The organism is Pontibacter sp. GD13, assembly GCF_058216355.1.
This window is the reverse complement of the sequence record NZ_JBYZMQ010000013.1, coordinates 66,053-88,717: the sequence shown is the minus strand read 5'-3', so window position 1 is coordinate 88,717 and position 22,665 is coordinate 66,053. Positions and strand designations below refer to the sequence as shown.

The 22,665-nt window shown below is 47.8% G+C and carries 21 protein-coding genes, 1 tRNA gene, 1 other RNA gene and 1 pseudogene; 11 read left to right on the top strand and 13 right to left on the bottom strand.

Features of this window, described 5'->3' with window-relative positions; genetic code table 11:
• Positions 1–225: 225 nt before the first annotated feature.
• The 6 genes from AC4BAN_RS15825 (at position 226) to AC4BAN_RS15800 (ending at position 5,914) form a co-directional block, all read left to right on the top strand.
• On the top strand, positions 226–936 hold the full coding sequence (locus tag AC4BAN_RS15825) for an SDR family NAD(P)-dependent oxidoreductase (protein WP_490565384.1): 711 nt from the start codon (positions 226–228) through the stop codon (positions 934–936).
• Between the two features lie 45 nt (positions 937–981).
• Positions 982–2,283, top strand: coding sequence for a cryptochrome/photolyase family protein (locus AC4BAN_RS15820; protein ID WP_490565383.1), 1,302 nt, complete (start codon positions 982–984; stop codon positions 2,281–2,283).
• 57 nt (positions 2,284–2,340) lie between these two features.
• Positions 2,341–3,243: a DUF2279 domain-containing protein gene (locus AC4BAN_RS15815; RefSeq protein ID WP_490565382.1), complete on the top strand. Its 903-nt coding sequence runs from the start codon at positions 2,341–2,343 to the stop codon at positions 3,241–3,243.
• A gap of 89 nt (positions 3,244–3,332) precedes the next feature.
• Complete coding sequence (locus AC4BAN_RS15810) at positions 3,333–4,286, top strand: Smr/MutS family protein (RefSeq protein WP_490565381.1); 954 nt, start codon at positions 3,333–3,335, stop codon at positions 4,284–4,286.
• Between the two features lie 97 nt (positions 4,287–4,383).
• Positions 4,384–4,766, top strand: an RNA gene (gene rnpB / locus AC4BAN_RS15805) — RNase P RNA component class A.
• 155 nt (positions 4,767–4,921) lie between these two features.
• A complete protein-coding gene (locus AC4BAN_RS15800) occupies positions 4,922–5,914 on the top strand; it encodes a hypothetical protein (protein WP_490565380.1) in 993 nt (330 codons plus the stop codon).
• Between the two features lie 58 nt (positions 5,915–5,972).
• Here the strand turns inward: AC4BAN_RS15800 and AC4BAN_RS15795 are convergent, their stop codons facing one another.
• From AC4BAN_RS15795 to AC4BAN_RS15785, 3 genes are all read right to left on the bottom strand, one after another.
• Positions 5,973–6,686, bottom strand: a complete 714-nt coding sequence (locus AC4BAN_RS15795) for an SIMPL domain-containing protein (protein WP_490565379.1) — start codon at positions 6,684–6,686, stop codon at positions 5,973–5,975.
• Positions 6,687–6,872: 186 nt separating this feature from the next.
• The gene (locus AC4BAN_RS15790; protein WP_490565378.1) at positions 6,873–7,106 is read right to left on the bottom strand and encodes a hypothetical protein; all 234 of its coding nucleotides are present in this window, start codon (positions 7,104–7,106) and stop codon (positions 6,873–6,875) included.
• A gap of 158 nt (positions 7,107–7,264) precedes the next feature.
• The gene (locus AC4BAN_RS15785; protein WP_490565377.1) at positions 7,265–7,540 is read right to left on the bottom strand and encodes a hypothetical protein; all 276 of its coding nucleotides are present in this window, start codon (positions 7,538–7,540) and stop codon (positions 7,265–7,267) included.
• A 191-nt stretch (positions 7,541–7,731) separates the two neighbouring features.
• On the opposite strand from AC4BAN_RS15785, the gene AC4BAN_RS15780 reads away from it, so the two are divergent.
• Positions 7,732–7,803, top strand: a tRNA-Glu gene (locus tag AC4BAN_RS15780).
• 246 nt (positions 7,804–8,049) lie between these two features.
• Here AC4BAN_RS15780 and AC4BAN_RS15775 read toward each other — a convergent pair.
• The 4 genes from AC4BAN_RS15775 to AC4BAN_RS15760 form a co-directional block, all read right to left on the bottom strand.
• Positions 8,050–8,346 (bottom strand): hypothetical protein, encoded by a 297-nt coding sequence (locus AC4BAN_RS15775; protein ID WP_490565376.1) that lies wholly within the window; start codon positions 8,344–8,346, stop codon positions 8,050–8,052.
• Positions 8,347–8,802: 456 nt separating this feature from the next.
• Positions 8,803–9,774, bottom strand: a complete 972-nt coding sequence (gene arsM / locus AC4BAN_RS15770; RefSeq protein ID WP_490565375.1) for an arsenosugar biosynthesis arsenite methyltransferase ArsM — start codon at positions 9,772–9,774, stop codon at positions 8,803–8,805.
• 58 nt (positions 9,775–9,832) lie between these two features.
• Positions 9,833–10,954 carry an inorganic phosphate transporter gene (locus AC4BAN_RS15765; RefSeq protein WP_490565374.1) on the bottom strand — a complete coding sequence of 374 codons (1,122 nt, stop codon included), beginning with the start codon at positions 10,952–10,954 and terminating at the stop codon, positions 9,833–9,835.
• Between the two features lie 226 nt (positions 10,955–11,180).
• Positions 11,181–11,333 (bottom strand): hypothetical protein, encoded by a 153-nt coding sequence (locus AC4BAN_RS15760; protein WP_490565373.1) that lies wholly within the window; start codon positions 11,331–11,333, stop codon positions 11,181–11,183.
• A 966-nt stretch (positions 11,334–12,299) separates the two neighbouring features.
• Here AC4BAN_RS15760 and AC4BAN_RS15755 point away from each other — a divergent pair.
• Positions 12,300–13,229: a halocarboxylic acid dehydrogenase DehI family protein gene (locus AC4BAN_RS15755; RefSeq protein ID WP_490565372.1), complete on the top strand. Its 930-nt coding sequence runs from the start codon at positions 12,300–12,302 to the stop codon at positions 13,227–13,229.
• A 365-nt stretch (positions 13,230–13,594) separates the two neighbouring features.
• On the opposite strand, the gene AC4BAN_RS15750 is transcribed toward AC4BAN_RS15755, so the two are convergent.
• From AC4BAN_RS15750 to AC4BAN_RS15735, 4 genes and pseudogenes are all read right to left on the bottom strand, one after another.
• Positions 13,595–13,729, bottom strand: coding sequence for an integrase core domain-containing protein (locus tag AC4BAN_RS15750; protein ID WP_490565393.1), 135 nt, complete (start codon positions 13,727–13,729; stop codon positions 13,595–13,597).
• Between the two features lie 569 nt (positions 13,730–14,298).
• Positions 14,299–14,577, bottom strand: a complete 279-nt coding sequence (locus AC4BAN_RS15745) for a hypothetical protein (RefSeq protein WP_490565371.1) — start codon at positions 14,575–14,577, stop codon at positions 14,299–14,301.
• Positions 14,525–14,680: pseudogene (locus AC4BAN_RS15740) on the bottom strand (IS256 family transposase); the annotation flags it as partial. The gene AC4BAN_RS15745 and the pseudogene AC4BAN_RS15740, both read right to left, overlap by 53 nt.
• Before the next feature lie 220 nt (positions 14,681–14,900).
• A complete protein-coding gene (locus AC4BAN_RS15735) occupies positions 14,901–16,745 on the bottom strand; it encodes a PLP-dependent transferase (RefSeq protein ID WP_490565370.1) in 1,845 nt (614 codons plus the stop codon).
• Positions 16,746–17,043: 298 nt separating this feature from the next.
• On the opposite strand from AC4BAN_RS15735, the gene AC4BAN_RS15730 reads away from it, so the two are divergent.
• Together AC4BAN_RS15730 and AC4BAN_RS15725 are read left to right on the top strand one after the other, a co-directional pair.
• Complete coding sequence (locus AC4BAN_RS15730) at positions 17,044–18,639, top strand: hypothetical protein (protein ID WP_490565369.1); 1,596 nt, start codon at positions 17,044–17,046, stop codon at positions 18,637–18,639.
• 231 nt (positions 18,640–18,870) lie between these two features.
• Complete coding sequence (locus tag AC4BAN_RS15725) at positions 18,871–19,821, top strand: NmrA/HSCARG family protein (RefSeq protein WP_490565368.1); 951 nt, start codon at positions 18,871–18,873, stop codon at positions 19,819–19,821.
• 30 nt (positions 19,822–19,851) lie between these two features.
• On the opposite strand, the gene AC4BAN_RS15720 is transcribed toward AC4BAN_RS15725, so the two are convergent.
• Positions 19,852–20,265 (bottom strand): DUF983 domain-containing protein, encoded by a 414-nt coding sequence (locus tag AC4BAN_RS15720; protein WP_490565367.1) that lies wholly within the window; start codon positions 20,263–20,265, stop codon positions 19,852–19,854.
• A gap of 227 nt (positions 20,266–20,492) precedes the next feature.
• Between AC4BAN_RS15720 and AC4BAN_RS15715 the strand changes: the two genes are divergently transcribed.
• The gene (locus AC4BAN_RS15715; RefSeq protein ID WP_490565366.1) at positions 20,493–21,683 is read left to right on the top strand and encodes a serine hydrolase domain-containing protein; all 1,191 of its coding nucleotides are present in this window, start codon (positions 20,493–20,495) and stop codon (positions 21,681–21,683) included.
• A 95-nt stretch (positions 21,684–21,778) separates the two neighbouring features.
• On the opposite strand, the gene AC4BAN_RS15710 is transcribed toward AC4BAN_RS15715, so the two are convergent.
• A complete protein-coding gene (locus tag AC4BAN_RS15710) occupies positions 21,779–22,663 on the bottom strand; it encodes an alpha/beta fold hydrolase (RefSeq protein ID WP_490565365.1) in 885 nt (294 codons plus the stop codon).
• Positions 22,664–22,665 lie beyond the last annotated feature (2 nt).

Below are 22,665 nucleotides of genomic sequence, written 5' to 3'. Positions count from 1 at the left end.
AATACTAAAATATTCATTATCCGACATATTTTGTCCTGATAGCTGATAATACCTGATTTTGGGGCAGAAGGTTATATCACAATTTAGCCAGTTTTTTGAGGCCGCGCAGTTCACCTACCATTTATGAACAACAAAGCACAGCCCGGTACCGCCCCATAGTGAAAAGGTAGCCGAACAAATAGCAAATAGGCAGGTTTAAGGAGGGAAAAGCCACAGACCACACGCATGGAAAAGAACATACTGATTATAGGGGGCACCTCGGGCATCGGCCTGGAGATAGCCCGCCAGTTGCAGGAACAGGGAGCGAACGTGATCACGGCATCCCGGAAAAATTCAGATGAGGCCAAAGCGCTGGGCTTGCAGCACATTGTGTTGGATGTACTGCAGTTCGACGTTCTGTTTACTGCCCAGCTTCCCGAAGTGCTGCACGGGGTGGTGTACTGCCCCGGAAGTATAAAGCTGAAGCCTTTTGAGCGCCTGCAAACCGAGGATTTCCGGAACGACTTTGCGCTGAATGTGCTGGGTGCCGTACAGGTGTTAAAAGCTGTGATCCCGCTCTTGAAAAAAGCTGCCGGTGCCAGTGTGGTACTCTTCAGCACGGTGGCGGCGGAGTTGGGCATGCCCTACCATGCCTCCATTGCCACTGCCAAGGCCGCTGTGCAGGGCTTAACCGTGGCGCTTGCCGCAGAATACGCCACTTCTTTTATCCGATTCAACGCTGTAGCCCCTTCCCTTACAGCCACTCCCCTTGCCGCCTCGCTGCTCAGCAGCCCCGAAAAAACGGAGGCCGCCGGTAAACGGCACCCTTTGGGCCGTGTGGGGCAACCGCAGGACATGGCCAGCGCCGCCTGCTTTTTACTATCCGAGCAGGCCAGCTGGATGACCGGGCAGGTGCTGCACGTGGATGGCGGCATGAGTACATTAAAACTCCTATAACGGATGTTCAGCAACATTTATCGCTTAATCTAAACACAACTTTCTATGCTCCTTTTCTGGTTTCGCCGCGATCTGCGGCTTCATGACAATGCCGGTTTTCACCACGCCCTGAAAAGTGGCGAGCATGTACTGCCGCTGTTCATTTTTGACCGGGACATTCTGGATGACCTGGAAAACGATGCCGACCCACGCGTCTCGTTCATTCACGAAGCCGTTTCGGAAATGCATAGGCAGCTGCAGGAACAGGGCAGCACCTTGCTGGTAAAGTATGGCAAGCCGGAGGAAGTTATACAGCAACTGTTGCAGGAGTATGAGGTAACGGGCCTTTACACCAACCGGGATTACGAGCCATATGCCCTGCAGCGCGATGAGCGGGTGCGAACGCGCATGCAGCAGCAGGGGCTGGACTTTGTAGCCTTTAAAGACCAGGTGATTTTTGAGCGCGACGAGATCATGACGCAATCCGGAACGCCCTACAAAGTATACACGCCTTACAAGAACGCCTGGAAAAAAGCTTTCAAGGCAAGTATGGCCGAGCCGTATCCACTTGAAAAATATTTCAGCAACCTGTTTCCGCATGCTAAAACCCACCTGATCAGCTTGCAGGAGCTAGGGTTTAAGCAATCAGGTATGTCGATTCCGGACCCAGACCTCTCTGCCGCCACCCTGCAAAAGTATTCCGAAACCCGTAACCTGCCCGCCCTCGATGCCACCAGCCGGATAAGTACGCACCTGCGTTTCGGTACAGTAAGCGTGCGCGAGGTGGTAAAGCTGGCGCTCCAGCACAGCGACACCTGGCTGCAGGAACTGATCTGGCGGGAGTTTTTCATGCAACTCCTTTTCCATTTCCCGGAGTCGGCCACAGAAAGCTTTGCCCCCAAGTTCAGGCAGATAGCGTGGCGCAACAACGAGAAGGAGTTCATACGCTGGTGCGCGGGCAAAACGGGTTTTCCGCTGGTGGATGCCGGCATGCGCGAGTTGAACCAGACGGGCTTTATGCATAACCGGGTGCGCATGGTGGTGGCCAGTTTCCTGGTAAAAGACCTGTTGATCGATTGGCGCTGGGGCGAGGCATACTTTGCCGAAAAGCTACTGGATTATGAAATGGCCAGCAATGTGGGCAACTGGCAGTGGGCCGCGGGTACGGGTGCCGATGCCCAGCCCTACTTTCGGGTATTCAACCCCGACAGCCAGATCAAAAAATTCGACAAGGACCATACTTACATCAAGCGCTGGGTGCCCGAATTCGGCACACCTGCCTATCCCGAGCCGATGGTAGACCATCGCCTGGCGCGCGAGGATGCCATTCAAGCTTATAAAAAATCGATAGCGGCTACGGAGGCATAAGCGGCAGCCGTCAAAAATCTGCCTGCCACTTCCCAATTCCTGTGTATATTTGGGCCGATGCTCCCACGACTTATAACCATACTTTGCTTCCCGTTGCTGTGCCTGCCCACCTTGGGCAAAGCGCAGCAGGCCCTACCCGACACTGCCCAGATCAACGCCAGGAAACTGGTAGTGCTGGGCAGTACGTTTACCGTAGGCTACGCTGCCCTGATGGTATCGCTGAACCAGGCCTGGTACACGAAAGAGGACCGCACCGATTTCCATTTCTTCGACGATAACAGCGAGTGGAAGCAGGTGGACAAGGTGGGGCATTTCTGGGGCGCTTTCCATGAGAGCAGGGCCGGCATAGACATGCTGCGCTGGGCCGGGGTACCCGATAAAAAAGCCATACTTTACGGGGGGTTGCTGGGGGTGGTGCTCCAGACACCTATCGAGCTTTTTGATGGCTACCAGGCAAGTTACGGCGCCTCGGTGGGCGACCTGCTGGCCAACGCCACCGGCTCGGCCACTGTAATTGCCCAAGAGCTGGCCTGGAACGAGGTCCGCATCATGCCCAAGTATTCCTTCCACACCACCACATACGCCGACATGCGCCCCAACGTGCTGGGCAGCAACCTGAGCGAGCAGGCCCTGAAAGACTACAATGGACAAACCTACTGGTTCTCGGTAAACGTTGGCGCCTTTTTACCGGAGGCCTCCCCTTACCCCAAATGGCTGAACATTGCCCTGGGCTACGGTGTGCAGGAAATAGTGTACAACAGTGCCAGTGGGAACAAGGCCCTGGGTCTGGATGCGCACCGCCAGTTTTACCTGAGCCCCGACCTGAACCTGATGCACTTTAAAGGACGCAGCAAAGTATGGAACACGGCCCTCTATGTGCTCAGCATCGTGAAGATCCCGGCCCCTGCGCTGGAGTATAACCGCAAAGACGGCTTCACCCTGCACCCTTTATACTTCTAAGTCGCTTTTACATCGTATCTTTACAAAGAAATAAAGTATAAGCTGCTGAAGGCATAGAGTCCGCATCAGTTTAACATAATAAAAACACTATGAACGTAGGAGACAGAGTGCGTTTAATGTCCGGCCGCGAGGAAGGCATTATTACCCGCATTTTAGACAATAATATTGTAGAAGTTGCCATCGACAACGATTTCACCATACCCGTGGCCCGGCGCGAGGTGGTGGTGATCGCCCCGGAGGAGGCTGCTTTCTTGAAAAAGGACGACACCGCCATTCAGCCGTCAAAGCGGCAGGAACCCGCTGCCCCGGTATTGGCAGCGCAGGGCATCTACCTGGCGCTGGTGCATCAGTCGGAGGAGTTGCTGGCGGTGACCGTGGTGAACAACACCGATTACGACGTACTGTTTACCTCCGGTGAGGAACGCGAGAACAAGTACCGCGGCTTGCAAAACGACAAACTCGCCCCCAAGGCTACGCGTGTGATCACGCATTATCACCTGAAGGATTTTGAGAAGTGGCCCAGCCTGTTGATCCAGTTCTTGCAACACCGCAATGGTTGTCCGGCACTTTTTGAGCCGGTGACCAAGCGGGTGCAGTTCCGGGCCAGTTCCTTTTACAAGAGCAAGAAAACGGCTCCGGTGCTGAATAAAGAGGCTTACCTGTTTCAGCTGGACCAAAAGCCTGTAGCCGTTGACACCGACAAGATTGCGGAGCAGCTGATAGAGGCCACGGCCAAGCACGAAACTTTTAAACTGCAGGCCCCGGAGCACGAGATCGACCTGCACATCGAAAAGCTGGTGGACGACCACAGCAGCATGAGCAACAGCGCCATGCTGCGGTTGCAGCTGGAGAAGTTCCAGGACGCCTTGGACAGGGCCATGGCCGCCAACATGCACGAGATCGTTTTCATACACGGCGCCGGCAACGGCATCCTGCGCAAAGAGATACAGAAAGCGCTTAGCCGCACACCAGGCATAAAATACTTTGAGGACGCCAAAAAAGAGAAGTTCGGTTACGGCGCCACGCTGGTAAAACTCAAATAGTATTCAGCGTACGGCTGTGGATAGCACAGCAGGTAAAGTCTATACTTTTAATCCGCAATTTTAAACTAATAGCCGTATCTTTGTAGTATAAAATGTAACAGCAAGCCGTCTTATCGCCGCGAAGCAATTCGGGGAGGAAAGTCCGGGCAACACAGAGCATCCTACTTCCTAACGGGAAGGGTTTCGGGTGACCGGAATACAGCCAGTGCCACAGAAAATAACCGCCGCGGGCAACCGGGGTAAGGGTGAAAAGGTGCGGTAAGAGCGCACCAGCGGCTGGGTGACCAGTCCGGCTGGGTAAACCTTAGGAGTTGAAAGACCAAATAGGTCCCGATTTACGGAGTTGCTCGCTCCATGGTAACTTCGGTTGCCTATCGGGATGGGTAGGTCGATGGAGCCTGTGCGCGAGTGCAGGCCTAGATAAATGATAAGATCCCGATTCGTCGGGAACAGAACCCGGCTTACAGGCTTGCTGTTACTTTTTATACTTCCCTCCTCCGGGCTTGCACCCTTTGTACAGTTCCTATCTCCATTCTTTTTCTAACATGTACATGCTTTTCTGCCCAAGGCGGTAGAGGGTTGTATTCGGAACTCGCTTTTTCCCTGCTTATCTTTGCGGCTCAATTCCACACCCCATGCCTGACTTAACTTTATACGACCCGTTTGAGCACATGCAGTTCACGGCTACCAACTGCTTTTTGTGCGGCACTGCCATTACACCCGATCACCGGGCCCCCGTATTTGGCGCGTGGCTGCAGGAGCGCTACCACCTGCAGCACAAAGAACTGTTGCTCCTCGATAAAAGCGTTACCACCTTCGGGCAGCTCACCATCCCCTGCTGCGACCATTGCCACACCCATTACCTGCTCCCCCTGGAGGAAGAAGTGGCGCAGGCTGCCAGCCAGGGGCTTGCCGGCTTACAACAGCTGGACCCGCAGCGGTTGTTTCAGTGGATAGGAAAAATGTATTATGGCATACTGGTTAACGAGTTGATAAAGGAGGCGAACCCCTTGGTAATGCCCGAGCACGCGGTAAGCGAAAATCCTAAGATGCTGGGCAAGTTCAGGTCTTTTTTCCAGGTGCTGCAGTCATTGCGGGTTCCCATGGTGTTCTCTGATTTCCTGCCTTGCTCCCTCTTTTTCATGGAAGTGAACCCACTGGAGGATGCCTTGCCTTTTGAGTACCAGGATGAGCTGACCACCATGGCCTTCAGCATCAAGCTGGGTGAGGTGGCCATTGTGTGCACCCTGCTCGACAATGGCATCATTGCCCGAGCGCTTGGCAGGTTGCAGCAGATTACGGCAGGGCAGCTACTGCACCCGATACAGGTAGCCGAGTTCAAGGCGCGGGTTTTCTATGCGGCCTATATTTTTAACGTAGTGCCGGAATATTTCATCCGTCCTGTAAAGGCTGGCGAAACCCACCTGGTGCTGGACACCATTATTGATGATGTAACGAACGAGATCTTTAACCCCTGGGACATGACGGCTTACGCGCACATGCTGGAGGAGATGTGGAAGCCCTGGGGAATACGGGAGCAGGAGATTTTGACGGATGCCCGTAAGCCGGTGAGCTATCTTTTAACAGAAGACAACGCATTTAAACCGATAGAAAGGCTGGAAAGGTAAAAAACAGCAGAACCGAAGCCGTAATCCGCTCTGGTTCTGCTGGTGTAGTATTCTGTAATTATTCAATTACAAAGCTGACATCCACTGTTGATGAGATGATGATCTCGCCGGCCGAAATGGAGGGACCGCCTTCGCTGTCCTGCATGGCAACCTCCATCATTGCAGCCTTGTACATGGGCCTGGGCCCACCGCCGGATGTATTGTCGCTGATGGCATAAACGCGGCCTAATTTTGCACCAAGCTCAGAAGTGAGTGCTGTGGCTTTCTGCTTAGCATTTGAAACAGCTTTTTTTCGGGCTTCTGCTTTATACTTTTCAATATCGGCTACCTGAAAATTTATGCCGTCGATATGGTTAGCCCCTACTTTGTAAAGCCCGGAAATGATCTCATCATACTTATCAAGTTTTTTGATAAGTACTGTCATGCTTTTAATGGCCATGTAAAAATCAGGCGTGGTCTTGCCGTAGTCTCCCCCGCTGTACACAGGCCGGAGCGTAACAAAGGAAGTCTGAACATCACGGGCATCAACGCCTTGCTTTTTTAAATATGCAATGATGGCTGCAGCCTTTTTATCCGTCTCTGCTCGGGCGGCCTCCAACGTTTTTTCGCGGGTTTCAACGCCCAGGTTCACCACCACTTCGGTGGGCTGCACTTTCACCTCGCCGCTGCCTGTTACGCTCACAAGCGGTGGCATTACGGGCATTTGTTGGGCCTGCAACTGAAAGGTACCTAATATAAAAGCAACCAATAAAATTAATTTTCCCTTTTTCATAATTTTAGAGCGTTTGAGGTTACAAAAGTTCAGTCAGAAATATTGCGTTCGGTTTTCAAAGATTGATGCCAGGTGCTTTGTCCATTCTTCAAATGTTGTACCATTTTAGGTTCAGTGCCAAAAATAAGAAACCCCTGACACATCATGCCAGGGGTTTCTTATAAATATTCTTTCGCTTAATACTGCTTAATCAACACTCTCATCGTCGTCCGTGCTGTAACGGGCTAAAAGTACTGCCCCGATCGTAAGTGCACCCGCAGTCATGATCAGTTGTGTCGTAGTGAAGCGTTTAGTAGCTTTTAGTATGATATTACCGATATCCTGCATCAGTTCAGGCAGCTTTTCGTGGCGCCCCTGAAAAACGTGCAAAGCCGACTCGACTGTTCGTGACATATCGTGCGGCTGCAGGAGGGTCAGCATGCCTTCGCTACTGTTTGAGTTTTGGTTGCCTGCGTTACTGCTTTTATTTCCTGAGTTATTATTTTGATTTTGTGAATTATTTTTTTCCATAGTGCTATAAGTTTTTCTTTTTGTATCAGTAGTACGTTATACGGTGCCTTTTCGGTAAAAGGTCTGATTTAAGCCAAAGGGGTTCCTCCATGTTGTATGATCATGTCGGTCATGCGCTTTTGTAAGGAATCGGCACTTAACATCATGCTAGCCGGAAACCCCACCTTTAATTCATCTATATCCAGTGTTTCAGTCGCTGGATCGTAGTTATACTTCCCGGACACGCCCTTTTCGCTAAAGCTGCCTACATTTGCCTGCAGTCCGAGGCCCATTTGCTGCAACTGTTCTTTTAACTGATCAAAAGCCTCTGGCTTTACACCAGTATACTGTAATCTCCTGCTCATTTTGGTTCTACTTTAATTGTTTGATGGATGCATTTTCTAACGCAAGATGCTTCTGTTGGTTGAGATGCGCCAAACACTACGCCCTATGCTCCTGACAGTCAATCAGATTATAAAAACTATCAAAAAAAATTTCCGGACACTGTTGCACATAAAAAAACAGCTAGTATATTTGCACCACAATTAGGCAGAACGGCCCGTTCGTCTAGGGGTTAGGACGCTAGATTTTCATTCTAGTAACAGGGGTTCGATTCCCCTACGGGCTACTGGAAGGGGAAAGTGAACTAAAAGATCACTTTCCCCTTTTCCTGTTTGGGTAAAAAACGCCTTATCTCGCTGGTAATGGCGAAAAACCCGTTGTCCTGCGAGGTTCGATACCCCTTCATTTCTTTGTAATAATACACCCTTCGGGTAACACCATCGCCTGCAGCTGCTTGTGGCCCTGCACATTTACCTTACCCCATGATTGTAAGATAATTACCGCCTTTCCCAAACACTTTTCTATGAACGCTTTAGGGTTCGAGAAGCCGGCGCCATTTTTTTAAATTCTGCTCGATTTCCAACAGTTCTACTTTAAACTTCACGAACATTTCTTTCTCAATCTCGCCGAAGGCGTAGCGGCGTGTTAAGGTGTCCAGTTTCTTTTTCAGCTCAGTTTGCTGGGTTTGCAGCCGCTTCTCTTCGCCCCTGCTCTCTTCAGTGAGCTTATGGCAGGTCTCCTCCAAGATATTGGGCGTATAGTGCGTGTCCAGCTCGGAGAGAAAGCTTTCATAGAACTTTTTACTTTGACTGAATACTTTTTCAGCCAAATCTAAAGAAAGGGTTAGATTTGGCTATGATGGTAAAAGAGTTTATGACGCCTCCTTCAAACGGATGGCCATTGACCTCTCTCATGCAAGCGGATCGGTAAAAGAGGTAGCTGATGAGTTGGCATTGATGCCGGCCGGCTGAGCAAGTGGCGGCGGAAGGACAGTTCACCAGTAAGATCTACCGAAGGGATAAGCGACGATCAGCAGTAGATCAAGTGGCAAGGCCTGCAGAGAAGTGGGTATACAATCTAACCTACTTCAGGACCGGGGAAGGGTGGCTGTACCTGACAGCGGCGCTGGGCTATGACTTCTTGCCAGCTTGGAAGCCTGTTGTACAACCAGGCTGTGGCTGCCTGAGAAAGTCTCCAGTAAAGCATTGCAATTGCTATCTAAGCATGATCTAAAATTAATAAGGGTGTTATAGGTGCATACTATCATGACAAGAGATTATATTGCCTAACAGCAGCCTCCACCATCATAGAAGTAACTAGATTCTGTAATAAACAGGTCGTTTCTGTTCAGATCATGTAAAGATTTGGCAGTTTTATCACATACGGCCAGCGGCTGGTTCTGAATCAGGATATGTCCTTTTCCGTCGTCAAACAACTCGTCCGAGCCATAATAAATGGTATGCTTGCCAGTAAATACACAAGGACCATCAACCGGCATTGGATCTTTGATGGCACATATTTCTACGCTTTCGATATAAACTAGTTTATCTGTGTCGTACTGCCCCGGAGCCAGCACGCGGTAAGGCCTTCTGGCACGCACCTCCACAGTACCGAACCCTACCCTGGTGATCATATCAATATATTGCTGCAGGGGCAAAGCGCCGCTCAGGCACAGAGCACGCAGCCTGTCGTCGCCGCGCAGGCTCTCGCTCATGTGGTCCTCACTTGTTGGGTCCGAGAGCACCAACCTGCCATGCGGCTTCAATACGCGGTACATCTCTTTAAGTGCTAGTTCCAGCTCTTCTTCCTTAAAAATATTGAACAGGCAATTTTGCGCGGCAACGTCTATACTCTCACTCTCAACAGGAAGTTCCAGTGCATCCCCATTCCGTAGCTCCACATAGTCATTTTTAAACCAGCTATTCTGTTTTTCAGCTGCCTGCAGGTTCTCTGCGCAAACATCCAGCATCCTATTCACCGGGTCAACGCCTATAACGGCACCAGGTCTACGGCAGAAATAGGAAAACTGCAGCAGTTCCATGCCGCCCCCAACGCCCACATATAAAACCGTAGGGTTGTTGCTCAGGTCACGGGGATTTACCGTGGAGCCGCAGCCATAGTTCATCTCCAGCATCTTAGATGGCACATAAAGTTCCGGCAGTTGCCACACCGGAGTAGTGGTGCAACAAAGTCCCTTCTGCGGATTATTGGCAGCATCTTCATAGACTTGTTTGGCTGCTTCCAGGTAATTACTCATACGACTAAAATTATAGTTTCTGTTCTAAATCGCTTCTTATACTAATCTAAATTGCTTCTTATACTAATTGTAAAATACTATACACTACACCCGCTATAAAGGCCGCTACAGGTAAAGTCAACAGCCAAGAAAGCAATATATTTTTGGCAACTTTTAAATCGCTTTTCCCGGTTATTGCACCAATTCCAAATATAGAACCAACTGAAACATGGGTGGTAGAAACAGGTAAGCCATGCATACTGGCTGTTGTAACCAGCACACCGGTGATCATGTTTGCTGCAAAGCCTTGCCCATGGCTCATACTTGTTATTTTCTTGCTCATGGTTTCACCCACTTTTCTAGCGCTGGTAAGCCCTCCTACTGCTATAGCGATAGTCACTATTCCAAGGCCCCACTTGATGTCAAAAGCCTGTACGATCAGAAGCAGTCCTGCAATTTTAGGAGCGTCATTTAACCCTCGCGCAAAGCTTACCACACCTGCACTCAGAAAATGTGCTCCGTCCAATATACGTTGCAAGTTCAGGCCAAGAAGACTTCCCTTATAAACATCAACGCAACTCTGCTCAGAATCTATTTTTAAAGATGCAACGGAAACGGCTGCCACTGATCCGACTGGTATCTTATCAGGATCTAGCTTATAAAGGGGCACGTATTCTTTACCTACACATATACAGGTTGTTTTGGATAAACCTAATACATGACTACTTCTACGAAATGCGTAATAGGCAATTAAACTCAATACTGCTGCCATCAGCGGACTAACCAGCAAAGGGATCAGAAAAACGCTACCAAGTTTTACAAAATTAAAGGCCGATCCTACAGCTACCAAGCCACTACCAAATAGCCCTCCCACCAGCCCGTGCGTCGTTGATATTGGCATGCCTACTCTAGTGGCAATAAAAACAGTCAACGATGCTCCAACAGCAACTGATATGGCAAACTCCGGCCCTTGTAACAGGGCATCGGGCACCAGCCCCTTACCCGAGAAGTTTTTAACCAGCACCCCAGCTAAAAAAATTGCCGCAATTGAGCCTATCAGCGTGGTAACAGTTGCCCAAGTTATAGCAGTTCGATAGTTGGTGGTGCCGCTTCCGAACAGAGTCGCAACACCTTTAAAATTGTCATTAGCGCCATTGCTGAATGCCAAAAAACATGCTGCTGCAAACAAAAGGATTATCATATAGCTATTATTTAATTTACTGCTTCTTCGCCACAGCTCGAGCCTGACCCTGCTGTACAACCATAACAGTGCTGTTATGTTTTTTTGAAGAAATCGGGCAAGTCGTTATACTTCTTGTTGGCCAAAATGATGGTCAGATTATCCCTCACACTCACCTGCCTTTTAATAACAGAAAGTTATTCTACAAACCACTTGAAATCAGGCTACATTTCCGGCGCTCCTCTGATTAAATCAACTGTTGTAATTTGTGGTGAAAGGCGTACAGCATCGGGGCAAAGCTGAATCTTTTCCCGCGTCTTGACTCCTTGCGGTCCGTTCCTACATTAACATGGCAGTGCTTGCGAACCTGGTTGTACACCTTGCTCAAGTTGAACTGCATAATGGGGGTGCCTGAAGGCTTAAGGGGGAACTCGCTCTAGTTTACAAAGTCAGTTGCTTACCCGGTTCTTATCTGACCCCTGTGCAAAAGGTAATGCTTCTAATGATGGCCATAGTCACAGAGAAAGTTTTCTGTAGCGCATTTTGCTTTTTTTAGTTTAATTAAATTGTATACCGCTATAAAACATGTTTAAATAAAACTAATATTCTAAAGGTATGCTATAGTTTATAAATATATTGTCAAGGAGCAGACAAGTATGAAAGGAAGTTCTAATTTTAGACAGATTTGAAGCTATTAATTCTTAACCACCAATATAATTTTGAGGCAAGAACTACTGTAAGCACTGCGGGTTGTGTAGCTATCAGGCGAAGCAGAGAACTCACAGCAAATGCCAAAGAAACTAGCATCTAAAGGCATCCAATCCTCCAGCATAAGATTACCATACTTACTTTTAAAATATAATTGAAGCAAAGCATTGTCTTCCAGATAAATCCATTTTACAAATACCAGGCTCATAAAGCTCTGCCATCTAATAAAGAAGCACAATCGAAGCGTTAAGTACTGTACCACACAATATTCCCTCCTAAATTTTACAAAGCACAGGTACGAAGGTCTACAATCATGGCCAAACACTGGATGACAATAATATTTTCTTTCTTTCCCTTATACTTATCTATTATCTAAAATCAAATCACATACTTGATATATGACATTTTAGGAAATAATTATTGTCAGAAACGGAATCAGGTTTAATTCTAGCAAATGCAAAAGGCTTATTAAATTAAACTGCTATCCTAACATTAAAGTCAGTTATTCACAATACAAATGTCGATGCTGCGACAAAAACTCATTAATAAATCTACAGACTTGATTAACTCAGATAACTGCATATTAACTAAACCAGTTCTTGCAAGCCAGCGTTAAAAATGATCTAAGAGGATATACACTATAATCTAAAATACCAGGATGAAAGGTAGAGAAGACAGAAACAAGGATGTTGAAAGGGGGATGAAGCTTGCCGCTAGTTTGCCGGACATCATGCCTGATCAGGCCGATGAGCGAATAAAACTTGTTTATGAAGAAATTCAACAAAAATTGCGCGTTCCTATTGTTAACCTGATATTCCGCACGCTTGCGAATTACCCTGATTATTTAGTTAATGTCTGGGAGCAATTAAATCCCAAACTGTGCACTAAAGCTTTTGAACTGGCTGCCGACAACTTACGCAACGAAGCATTGCTGAAGCCTATACCTGATGTAAAGGGACTGGACAAGGAAAATATTGATGACCTGAGTAAGCTGAAGGCCTTTAACGATACCATTCATTATGTCCTACCCAAGCTCCTGATTATTACTACTGCTTTCGAAGAATCTACCTTTAATCTGGATGTAGGGAACGGCCATAATGATAAAGACTTAAGTGACTCTAAACAAATACCTTTGGGAATTGCAGATGGTACCACAGAAGTACAGATGGTAGCTCCTGAAAAGGCATCAAAAAGGCTACAGGAAATTTTTGAATCAATAAAGAGCAGTCATGGACATCCGCTGGTATCTTCTTATTTTCGCGGACTTGGAAATTGGCCCGACTTTTTGGAGCAAACCTGGACTAAACTACAACCAATTGTTGGCACTTCTGATTATGAGGAACGCAAACATAAACTTATAAATCGGACGGAATCAACAATCCAGCAGCTGAATTTCCCTAAGTTAAAGCAAACAATGCTAAATGAGAAAAAATCTACAGAAGTAAAAGCCATTTTAGCTGCTTTCCGGCTCAAGTTCATTCCTGAAATGCTCCTTGACGTTGCCTTAATCAAAGCGATGCTGGATGGCCCTGAAGAAGCTTCAACTTCTCGCTTCAGCGTAGCAGGTTTGAGCGGCGAAATAGGTTAATACGTTGTAATGAGTTACCACATAGTAGGGATGTTACCGTCAAAAGGGTCAACAGCTTAAATAGCTTGAGCATTTTCTTCTTCTAGAAAATATTTAATGAGAGAATATATATAATCTATTTCAAAGGACAAAGAAATAGGGTTAAGGGGTATTTGCGTAGAAATGCACGCTAGTCAAACTCTCGCCACATCTCTCCTACCTACAGCAGATTGCTTAACATATTCAAGTCTCTGTGGAGCTGTAAGTTTCCCCGAAAATTGAGCCACTGTAAAGTTGAATTTTCAAGTTGCAATTTCTTCCAATAATTCCACAGGCGTTCTGAAATTCAGCGCCTGATGTGGCCGGTGGTGGTTGTAATCCTGCATCTACTCCTCACTCTTCTGTCGCACTTCGGATAGGGTTCTGGACACATAGGCATTCAATAATTCACGCCTGATGTTGCCATTGCAGCGTTCTATGTAAGCGTTCTGCATCGGTTTGCCAGGCTGAATAATGACCAGCCTTACCTTATTCTCCTTGCATCAGTCCTCAAGTTTGTGGGAGATGAACTCCGGCCCGTTGTCGACACGGATCATCTCGGGCAGCCCCCTGAACTCCCTCAGGTACTCCGGCGCTGGCTCCAGAACCTCAGGCGAATAATGGGGGGAGAGTTCTCCAGGGGAGACACAGGATATAACTCCATCTCCTCACTCGGGTAAGGCTGCTTTTTGGTTGAAGAGTTTCTCCACGCTTGCTGCCCACGCGTTAAAGGATTTGTGCCTATAGCCCTCAAGGCTACGTGTTACAAAGTGCCGGGATAGCGCACATTGTAGTTTGGTATTGTGAGGATGATGGAAAAGAATATCGGGTAGTTTTACCAAGGTTATGCCTCCAAAAGCTATATGAAAGTACTGTAAACGCAGTTACTGAAGTTGAAGTAGCGAGTTTCAGTTAGTTGATATTACTTGTTCCTGGGTTATTCTAGAAACTAACAGCTTGTAATTAGTTTTTGCAAATCATAACAGTGAACCTGTTTAAGGTTTTAAGAACCTTCAAAGCATTAGATTGGTAGAAATGTTTGGAAGCACATTCAAACACCAGGCCCTAATTCAATGGAAGTTTTAAGTGAAAATAGCATAAATAAATGGATCGTGCCACAGCTAAGCGCTGGCACACGCGGCCCTAAGCTCCAGGTGGTAGCCCCCTCTCTATCCAACACGTACAAGCCCAGCAGCTCCTTGTAGCCCGTCGTGGTCAATACCCGGGATGTTGCCCAGCTGACCACGCGTCCCTCCTGGCGCACCTGGTAGTGTATAGCGGTTGCCTTTCTGACGCTCTCTTGATTCGAGGTAAAGGGGCATTTCCGCATCCAAAGCGGCCTAGAAGAAGTGTTTTAAAAGAGGAACCAATGCTCTGTTCTTGCAGAAGTTGGGCTTGCCGCTCCGAAACTCCTCCAGGAACTGGCGCTTGATATTTCCAGATCTAGCAGCTCCTAATTTTCCATGTTAACTGCGTTAAAGGTGTCACTCAATACCCTTTGACTCGATTTAAATTATACTCCCGGACTTTCAGTTAGAACTCTGCGATTTACCGTATTAATAGCCATTTCTACTTGCATTTAATTGCATGGTCTACCCCCACTTGGTTAAGTTAGCAATGTTATCCAACTAAATTAAGCGCCTTTCTCCAAATTTAGATTTGCGCTACAAAATCCAGAAATACTTTTTTATGGAGTTCAAGATCCATATCAGGAGATAGTGCCACACGGGCAATATAATCTTTGTCGGCTTCTTTGGTCGTGCCCTGTGTAGAGGTCGCGGGTATCGTCCAGTAGCATCCTTTTAACTGACCATAGCTCACACAGTACTTACTCTCGTTCGGAATACTTGTGATCATCATATCGATAAGTTTTTGATTTAATGATCGTTTATATACTTCTCTTTCTGCATCCGTGTCTCCTTTCGTGGGAAGATCGAGTGAAAATACGGAGGGTGTAAAGCCTTCTTTGGCTAACTTTTCAGAAACGAAATTGATCTTTGCCGCTGGTAAAACCTCTTTGATGAAGTTTACAAATGCACGCGTATTCCTGTAAGCATCTGCAATCCTTTGATTCATGGAAGGTAATTGCTCTGCTAATATCTCCATCTGAAGATCTGTCGCCTGGTTGTCGCATAGTATGAGGTGCTTTTCTATTTTTCCCAGCAAGGCTTCTGCTTTTGTGTTTGCTACACAGTAGCCGGCTGTAGCTTTTCCGCCACTCGGGAATTTCGAGCCACTTACATATGAAATGGTCCTGACAGCTGAGAGTATCCCGTCTGCGCTTACGAATTGTACATTAGGACAAAACGTTTGATCTAAGATAAATACCGGATCGATAGCCACTTCACCAGCTGCAGTCTTACGCGCTTTACTTAGAACATCTCTTAATTTTTCAAGATCCGGAACCTCCACTCTTGGGTTTGTAGGTATTTCAGCGATAATGTAAGGCACAGCATCCTGCCTGGCAATGTTCTCCAGCACTGTATCTATACTTCGAACCATATCATTATCCCCGTCAACCGGTAAATCCACTACTTCAACATTGTCAATACAGGCAGCTACCCGTCTTGCCTGGTCATTCGTTCCGCCATAGCAATTCGGAGGAACAATAAACTTAATGGCCTTTCCTTTATGGTTCTCCAGGGCATCATGAACAAGTCCCATCATAATTGCATATTGCATAGAAAGTCCGGAAGAACCAACAAGCGCTTTTGTGGTGGTACCGGTAATTTTCTTGATTGAATCCTGGACCAGTGCCTTATTCGTTTCTACATCTTTTCTCTCGTTTTCAAAAGAAGGCTTTCCTATCAACTGCTGCAAGGCAGAGAAACAATTGGCTGGCGTCATGGCAATGGTCTCTCTTCTTCGCACATGCTGAATCTCAGAGATGTAACCTTCATTCTGTTCACCATTTACTAGTAAAACACTTCCCAAATGAGGGTGAACACTGATTAAGAAGTCAATGTTAGAGATAAGGTCCGCATGACCAATTTCAGCTTCTTGTGAAACGTAAATGGTACTGCCGTTAAACTCTGCAATCTCTTCTGCTTTCTCAACACGTTTAAGATCAAATTTATAGCCGTAAACACGCTTTAACACTTCAGCATCAAAGGCATCCGGTAATGCTCCGGTATATAAGATTCGGGTATTTTTATGGTCTATTAAGTTTTTTCTTAGTACGGCTAAAACAGGAACCGTTTTGGAAGAAAAACTGATGACACAATCCGGTTTTAGACCATTCAACTTAGCAATTACCCATTCGAGTACGGAAGATAAGGGGTGGCCCAAGCGAATATAGTCGAAAGCAGTGGGTAACTCCCTGAGCGCTGATGTTTCAGCATTATTGTTGTTAAAGAGGTTTTCAAATTGCTCCAGGAATTGCGTTTTGGCCAACTCTTCCTTATAGATATCCAGCCGATGGGTGGTTAGCCTCAACCAGTCTGTTGGCATGTTTTCTAAAACGTGTTCAATATATTTTAGCACTTTGTAATCTTTCATGATTTTATTCTTTGATAGGCTGTTTAACTAAATTGCTAAGTTAAAAATTAAAAGTCGTAAAGACATTTGTTACAGCAACTCTAACCGCTTGGCTAAGCATGCATGTGCGGTAATTGCCTAGTCAAACTAGTGTGTTGATATACTCCGCGCACCAGTAAAGGGTGCCAATGATGCTCCTGCTAACTATATCCCAACAAAGTATCCTGGCTTCAGGTATAGCAGGAATAATTGGAAGTGGTTGTGCTATATGCCAACACTTGCAGCGGCCGCTGCATTCCATTCAACAATTATCTTTAGTATGACCAAAGAGAACACGCAGCAAAAAAAATTCCGCATACTCTATAAGCTTGAGGCCTGGCTGGAAGGCCCCATGTTCTTACTCGCAATCGTCTGGTTGTACCTTTTTATAATAGAGCTGGTGAGGGGCTTATCCCCCCTTCAGGAAAAGCTGGTTATTCTGATATGGATTCTTTTTGTGCTGGAGTTCGTGATAAAATTAGTACTCTCTGCCAACAAAATAACTTACATAAAAAAAAACTGGCTGACCATACTGGCACTCTTCATTCCTGCCTTCCGGGCATTCCGCCTGCTCCCGGCCATCAGGGTGTTACAGCTGAGCCGGGTTGCCACTACAACTACCTTTGTGAGAGGCCTTACTTCCTCTAAGCGCTTGCTGAGTGAACTAAAAAGTGCGCAAGGCATAAATCCGGATGCAGAGATGCACGTAGGAGTGCTGCTTGCTTACAGCCCTGCCGTCACGCCGGAGGGCATGCAACCACTTCTGCAGCAGCTGGTGCTTGATGTGCAGCCGGAGATGACTTTCTCCACCGGAATCCCATGGTCATTCCACCTGGTGGAACCAGTGGCCCTGACATCCGACAGGACAAGGGAGCCCTCCGATTTTCTGGGCGCGGCCACCATGCGGATGACCGAAGGCCCTTACGATATTGTGGTGGTGGTGACAGATGTCACCCTGATCTCCCGCAAGGACAGGATTGAAGCAGGACTTGCCTCTCCCGTTACCTATACGGCTGTGATTTCTACCCAACGGCTTACCACTACATCCAGAGGAAAACCTGTACGCACCCTGGATGCTCCGGCCGTACGGGTAAATGCTGCCACCCTCCTGTTGCACTTGCTCGGGCACATCAGCGGTCTGCAGCATACGGCAGGAGAACAAGGAGGTATAATGGCTCCCTACTCTTTCCGGGAGAGAAGAGAATCTACGCCCCAGTTTAAGGACCAGGAACGCAAGCAGCTGAAGGAGAACGTGAAGTATCTTCCGGAAAGAGAGCTGCATGGGGGCACCGCCCTGGAAGGCTTCATATTTCACCTGATCATGGCTGCTAAACATCCAAAGGCGGTTTTTACTCCGCTGCTGCGTAACTGGGCCATCCTGTTGCCTCTGTCGCTGCCGGGGCTTGCCACAGCGGCGGTGGCCCCCAGCCTGCTCTTGATCTTTACAGCAGAGATATGGGATGTCGGGCTCAATATGGGAAACCAGACCACGGCTTTCTTTGCGACTGCCAGTATTTTGGGGGCTTCTTTTTACCTGATCAAGATCCAATCGCTGTTTCTTCCCAGGAAAGAGAAAAACGTGCTGACCGAGCATCAGGCCATAGCCAATGTCGTCATCTTCCTGAGCATCCTTTTGGCCTGCTTCGGGCTTTTCCTGATGATTGGCGGGCTGATGATGATCATCGAGCTACACGTTTTTCCCGAAGACCTTATCAGCACCTGGCCCACACTGGACAAACCTGTAGTAGGACTCTCGGACAAGTTGCGCCTGGCAGCCTTCATCAGCACGGTAGGCGTGACTACGGGCGCCCTGGCGGGAGGCCTGGAGAAAAAAACCGTTATCCAGCACCTGGCTTTGTTCCTTAACAAACCCTAAGCGCAACCTAACTTTAGCCTTCCGCTTATAATTAGCAAGCTTCATTTTCCGGTTTACTGAAAAGGCCTTCAACTAGCGCTGGAAGACTTTTTCTTTTCTTTTTGGACATTCGTCGAAGAGTATTTCATGCCCAATCTATACAAATAAGCTTGGCCATAATACCTCTCTCGCTAATACTGCGTAAGTATAAATAATAATAAACATAATCATAATTTATAGTTCAAATTCATCATGGCATCTAAAAAGATCATCACCGTATTCGGTGCAACCGGCGCGCAGGGAGGCGGGCTTGCGCGGGCTGTTCTGACCGATAAGCAGAGTGAGTTTGCTGTTCGCGCTGTAACCCGAAACCCCGAATCAGATAAGGCCAAAGAACTGAAGGATTTGGGGGCCGAGGTTGTTGAAGCGGACATCGACGATAAAGCAAGCATGCAACGTGTCCTGCAAGGGGCTTACGGGGCCTACTTTGTTACTTTCTTCTGGTCGCATTTTTCTCCTGAAAAAGAATTCGCAGAAGCAAAAAGTATGGCGGAGGCGGCAAAGGAGGCAGGCTTGAAACATGTGATCTGGTCCACGCTGGAAGACACCCGTAAGTGGGTGCCCCTTGATGACAACCGGATGCCCACCCTACAAGGAAAATACAAGGTGCCACATTTCGACGCAAAAGGGGAAGCTGATCATTTTTTCACTGACCTGGGTGTGCCTACAACTTTTATGCGGGCTTCTTTTTACTGGGATAACTTTGTATACTTTGGCATGGGCCCAAAGAAAGGGCCTGACGGAAAACTGTATTTGACGCTGCCCATCGGAGACAAAAAAATGGCAGGTATAGCTGCCGAAGACATCGGAAAATGTGCCTACGGTATTTTTAAACGAGGTGGCGAACTGATAGGGCAGACAGTAGGAATAGCGGGAGAACAACTGACCGGCCATGAAATGGCGGCAGCATTTTCAAAAGCATTGGGCCAGCAGGTTTCCTACAACAGCGTGTCGCCGGAAACGTTCCGGAATTTCGGTTTTCCAGGCGCAGACGACCTGGGCAACATGTTCCAGTTCTACCGCGACTTTGATGAGGTTTGCAACAGCGTGCGGGATGTGAGCTTTTCAAGAAAACTGAACCCCGAACTGGAATCATTCAGCTCCTGGCTGGCTGAAAACGCCTCCCGCATTCCGTTAGAATAACCAGGAACAAGATCAGCTTGCCAGCACTGGTTACGAGCCTGCCTTCCGCTGCGATTTCTTCGGAATCTGGCTGCAGGGGCCCTCGTAACGCACAAAGATGTGGATCCATAAGGCTCTGGACAGTCTGAAAATGATGGGCAGAAAGCCAACCACGATGAAGGCAACAAGACCGGCCATTAAGGCGATTGAAACATCCTCCAAAAACTGATACAGCACAAAAAGCGCGACGAAAAAAATCGCCACATTGATACCGAAGCTCACATACATCGCACCGTAATAGTAACCGGGTTCCGGCTCAAATGGCTGTCCGCAACAAGGGCAATACGCATGCATATCAGCAAATTTACTACTGTACAAAGTGCCTTCCGGAAACATGTTCCCTTCCCGGCAGCGGGGGCACTTAACTGCTGCAATGCTGTATAAAAGTGAATTTCGCTGCTCCATTATTTACTGTTTTACTAATTTTACAAAGTTACTATTATGCTTGTTTCTGTAAGGCTTAAAACTTCCTTTTTCTATACTTTCCAGGTAAAAGGAATGAATACCAGCACTTTTTGAGGGAAAAATGTGAAGGTTGTATTTGATTCTAAATTTGTAGAATTTTTTGGAATTAATGCCGTTGTATGCAAGTTAATGATTCGTAAAATAAATACGCGTTGGTAGTTTGCAGTATGGTATTCTCAAGAGCACAAGCCCCTTTCTTAAATTTAATTATAGCATCTTTTTTCTGTTTCACCTTCTTATCCTGCCAGGAGGAAAAAAAAGAACAGGCAATTGCGGTTAAACCTCCTACCGAGCAGCAAGAAACCAGGCAGCAGGTGCAGATTCCTGCCTCTTTCACCGATTCACGCGCCAAGGCTTTGGGGAACCAGCTTGATTCTATTTTTAGCTTTTTAAACCGGAAAAAAGGGTTCAACGGCACTGTTTTAGTCACCAAGTACGATCAAATAATTTATAAGGGCGCTTTCGGATACTCCGATTTTCCACGAAAAGACACCCTAACGACGCAAACCGCTTTCCAGTTGGCCTCGGTATCCAAACAATTTACGGCCATGGCCATCATGATGCTGAAAGAACAGGGCAAGCTCAAGTACGACGACAGTGTGCAGCAGTATATCCCTGATTTTCCTTACAAAGGCATTACCATCCGGCAGCTGCTCACGCATCGGTCAGGTTTGCCAAACTATACTTACTTCAGCGATAAACTGTGGCCAGACCGTAATGTTCCGATCACCAACCAGGATGTGCTTATCCTAATGGCTACCTATAAGCCTGCGATCTATCACCAGCCTGGTTCACACTTCGATTACAGCAACACGGGGTATGCTTTGCTGGCTTCGGTGGTAAGCCAGGCATCCGGCATGCCCTTTGCCACCTTTCTGCAGCAGCGTATCTTCGGCCCCCTGCACATGACGCACACGTTTACGTTCCGTGATAATTTAGCTGTGCTTACCCAAGGCGTGGCGACCGGCCATACCGGAGGCAGACGCAAAAGAACACCTGACTATCTGGACACTGTGCTCGGCGACAAGGGCATCTACTCTACCGTGGAAGACCTGTATAAATGGGACCAGGCGCTGTATACACAGCGCTTGGTTAAGCAGGAAACCCTGGCAGAAGCTTTTACCGGCTCGCGCCACCAGAAAAGAGCCGAGGAGGATTATGGTTTTGGCTGGCGCATCCGTTCGCTTGAGAACGGAGACACCGCTGTGTACCATGCAGGTTTATGGCATGGCTACACCAGTTACCTGCTGCGCAACCCAAAGGATCACAGCGCCCTTATCGTGTTAAGCAACGTGCCCAACGGAAGCCTGAATCATTTGAAGGACCTGCGGCACTTTTTGTATGCCGCTCAGGAATAGGCTTATTGCTATCAAATAAATGCCAATTTATGCTTGAACCATTCCGGTAAAAGGCTGTTTTTAGCGCTCTGACTTCTCAGGCATGTAATCGGGTCTTATTTTGAACGGCTGCCTGCCAGCTGCACCACCAGTTGGGCAATCTCCCCGGGAACCTCCTCCTGCAAAAAATGCCTGGAGTCGAGTTGATGTACGGTGTTCAGGTTGGCAGCTGCTTTTATTTCCTTCCCGTAACGATCATAGTCCAACCCTGGGTCGTCGGCTCCCCATATGGCCTGGATGGGATAGGGCACCCCCTCCACGGCCTGGTTGCAGAGCCGCTTAAACTCCTCCGATTTCTGAAAGTTCCGCATGATTTTCAGGAAGGCTTTTCCCCCATCGTCCCGCTTCAGCAGGTCTACATAGGCGTACACCTCATTTTTAGGCAGGGCATCGGCATGGTTTACCCCCAACTGCGAGAAAAGCAGGTACCAGGTCAGGTGGGTGATGGTTTTTAGCTCCGCCTCTCCGAGCAGCGGCACCTCAAAAGGCCGCATGGGCAGGGGCTTCTTAAACGTGTCAACGTCAATCCAGGTGTTCAGGATGGTGAGCGAAAGCACCTTTTCTCTGTTCTCCGCCGCCAGGGCAAACCCGATCGGGCCACCAATATCGTGAACGAGCAGGTGAAACTTCTCTATGCCCATCACCTCGGCAGCACGGGCACAGAAGCGTGCAAAGTGGTGGAAAGTATACGTAAAGTCCTCGGGCCTGTCAGAGAGTCCGAGGCCGGGCAGGTCAATGGCTACGCCGCGCATTCCCTTCGCCACCAGTGCCTTTATTACCTTTCGGTACAGGTACGACGAAGTAGGCACGCCATGTATGCAGAACACCACCTCCCCTTCTCCCTGATCCAGTACAAAGGTTCTTATCCCGTCTACTTCTATAAATTTTCCTGCGGCCTGGTGCTGTGCAATTACCTGTTCTACAGATGGATCGTTTTGCATGG

Bases quoted from the DNA above. Each gene is read 5' to 3' on its own strand.
- AC4BAN_RS15825 (WP_490565384.1), top strand. From the start codon at position 226: ATGGAAAAGAACATACTGATTATAGGGGGCACCTCGGGCATCGGCCTG.
- AC4BAN_RS15820 (WP_490565383.1), top strand. From the start codon at position 982: ATGCTCCTTTTCTGGTTTCGCCGCGATCTGCGGCTTCATGACAATGCC.
- AC4BAN_RS15815 (WP_490565382.1), top strand. From the start codon at position 2,341: ATGCTCCCACGACTTATAACCATACTTTGCTTCCCGTTGCTGTGCCTG.
- AC4BAN_RS15810 (WP_490565381.1), top strand. From the start codon at position 3,333: ATGAACGTAGGAGACAGAGTGCGTTTAATGTCCGGCCGCGAGGAAGGC.
- AC4BAN_RS15800 (WP_490565380.1), top strand. From the start codon at position 4,922: ATGCCTGACTTAACTTTATACGACCCGTTTGAGCACATGCAGTTCACG.
- AC4BAN_RS15795 (WP_490565379.1), bottom strand. From the start codon at position 6,686: ATGAAAAAGGGAAAATTAATTTTATTGGTTGCTTTTATATTAGGTACC.
- AC4BAN_RS15790 (WP_490565378.1), bottom strand. From the start codon at position 7,106: ATGCTGACCCTCCTGCAGCCGCACGATATGTCACGAACAGTCGAGTCG.
- AC4BAN_RS15785 (WP_490565377.1), bottom strand. From the start codon at position 7,540: ATGAGCAGGAGATTACAGTATACTGGTGTAAAGCCAGAGGCTTTTGAT.
- arsM (WP_490565375.1), bottom strand. From the start codon at position 9,774: ATGAGTAATTACCTGGAAGCAGCCAAACAAGTCTATGAAGATGCTGCC.
- AC4BAN_RS15765 (WP_490565374.1), bottom strand. From the start codon at position 10,954: ATGATAATCCTTTTGTTTGCAGCAGCATGTTTTTTGGCATTCAGCAAT.
- AC4BAN_RS15760 (WP_490565373.1), bottom strand. From the start codon at position 11,333: ATGCAGTTCAACTTGAGCAAGGTGTACAACCAGGTTCGCAAGCACTGC.
- AC4BAN_RS15755 (WP_490565372.1), top strand. From the start codon at position 12,300: ATGAAAGGTAGAGAAGACAGAAACAAGGATGTTGAAAGGGGGATGAAG.
- AC4BAN_RS15745 (WP_490565371.1), bottom strand. From the start codon at position 14,577: ATGCGGAAATGCCCCTTTACCTCGAATCAAGAGAGCGTCAGAAAGGCA.
- AC4BAN_RS15735 (WP_490565370.1), bottom strand. From the start codon at position 16,745: ATGAAAGATTACAAAGTGCTAAAATATATTGAACACGTTTTAGAAAAC.
- AC4BAN_RS15730 (WP_490565369.1), top strand. From the start codon at position 17,044: ATGACCAAAGAGAACACGCAGCAAAAAAAATTCCGCATACTCTATAAG.
- AC4BAN_RS15725 (WP_490565368.1), top strand. From the start codon at position 18,871: ATGGCATCTAAAAAGATCATCACCGTATTCGGTGCAACCGGCGCGCAG.
- AC4BAN_RS15720 (WP_490565367.1), bottom strand. From the start codon at position 20,265: ATGGAGCAGCGAAATTCACTTTTATACAGCATTGCAGCAGTTAAGTGC.
- AC4BAN_RS15715 (WP_490565366.1), top strand. From the start codon at position 20,493: ATGGTATTCTCAAGAGCACAAGCCCCTTTCTTAAATTTAATTATAGCA.
- AC4BAN_RS15710 (WP_490565365.1), bottom strand. From the start codon at position 22,663: ATGCAAAACGATCCATCTGTAGAACAGGTAATTGCACAGCACCAGGCC.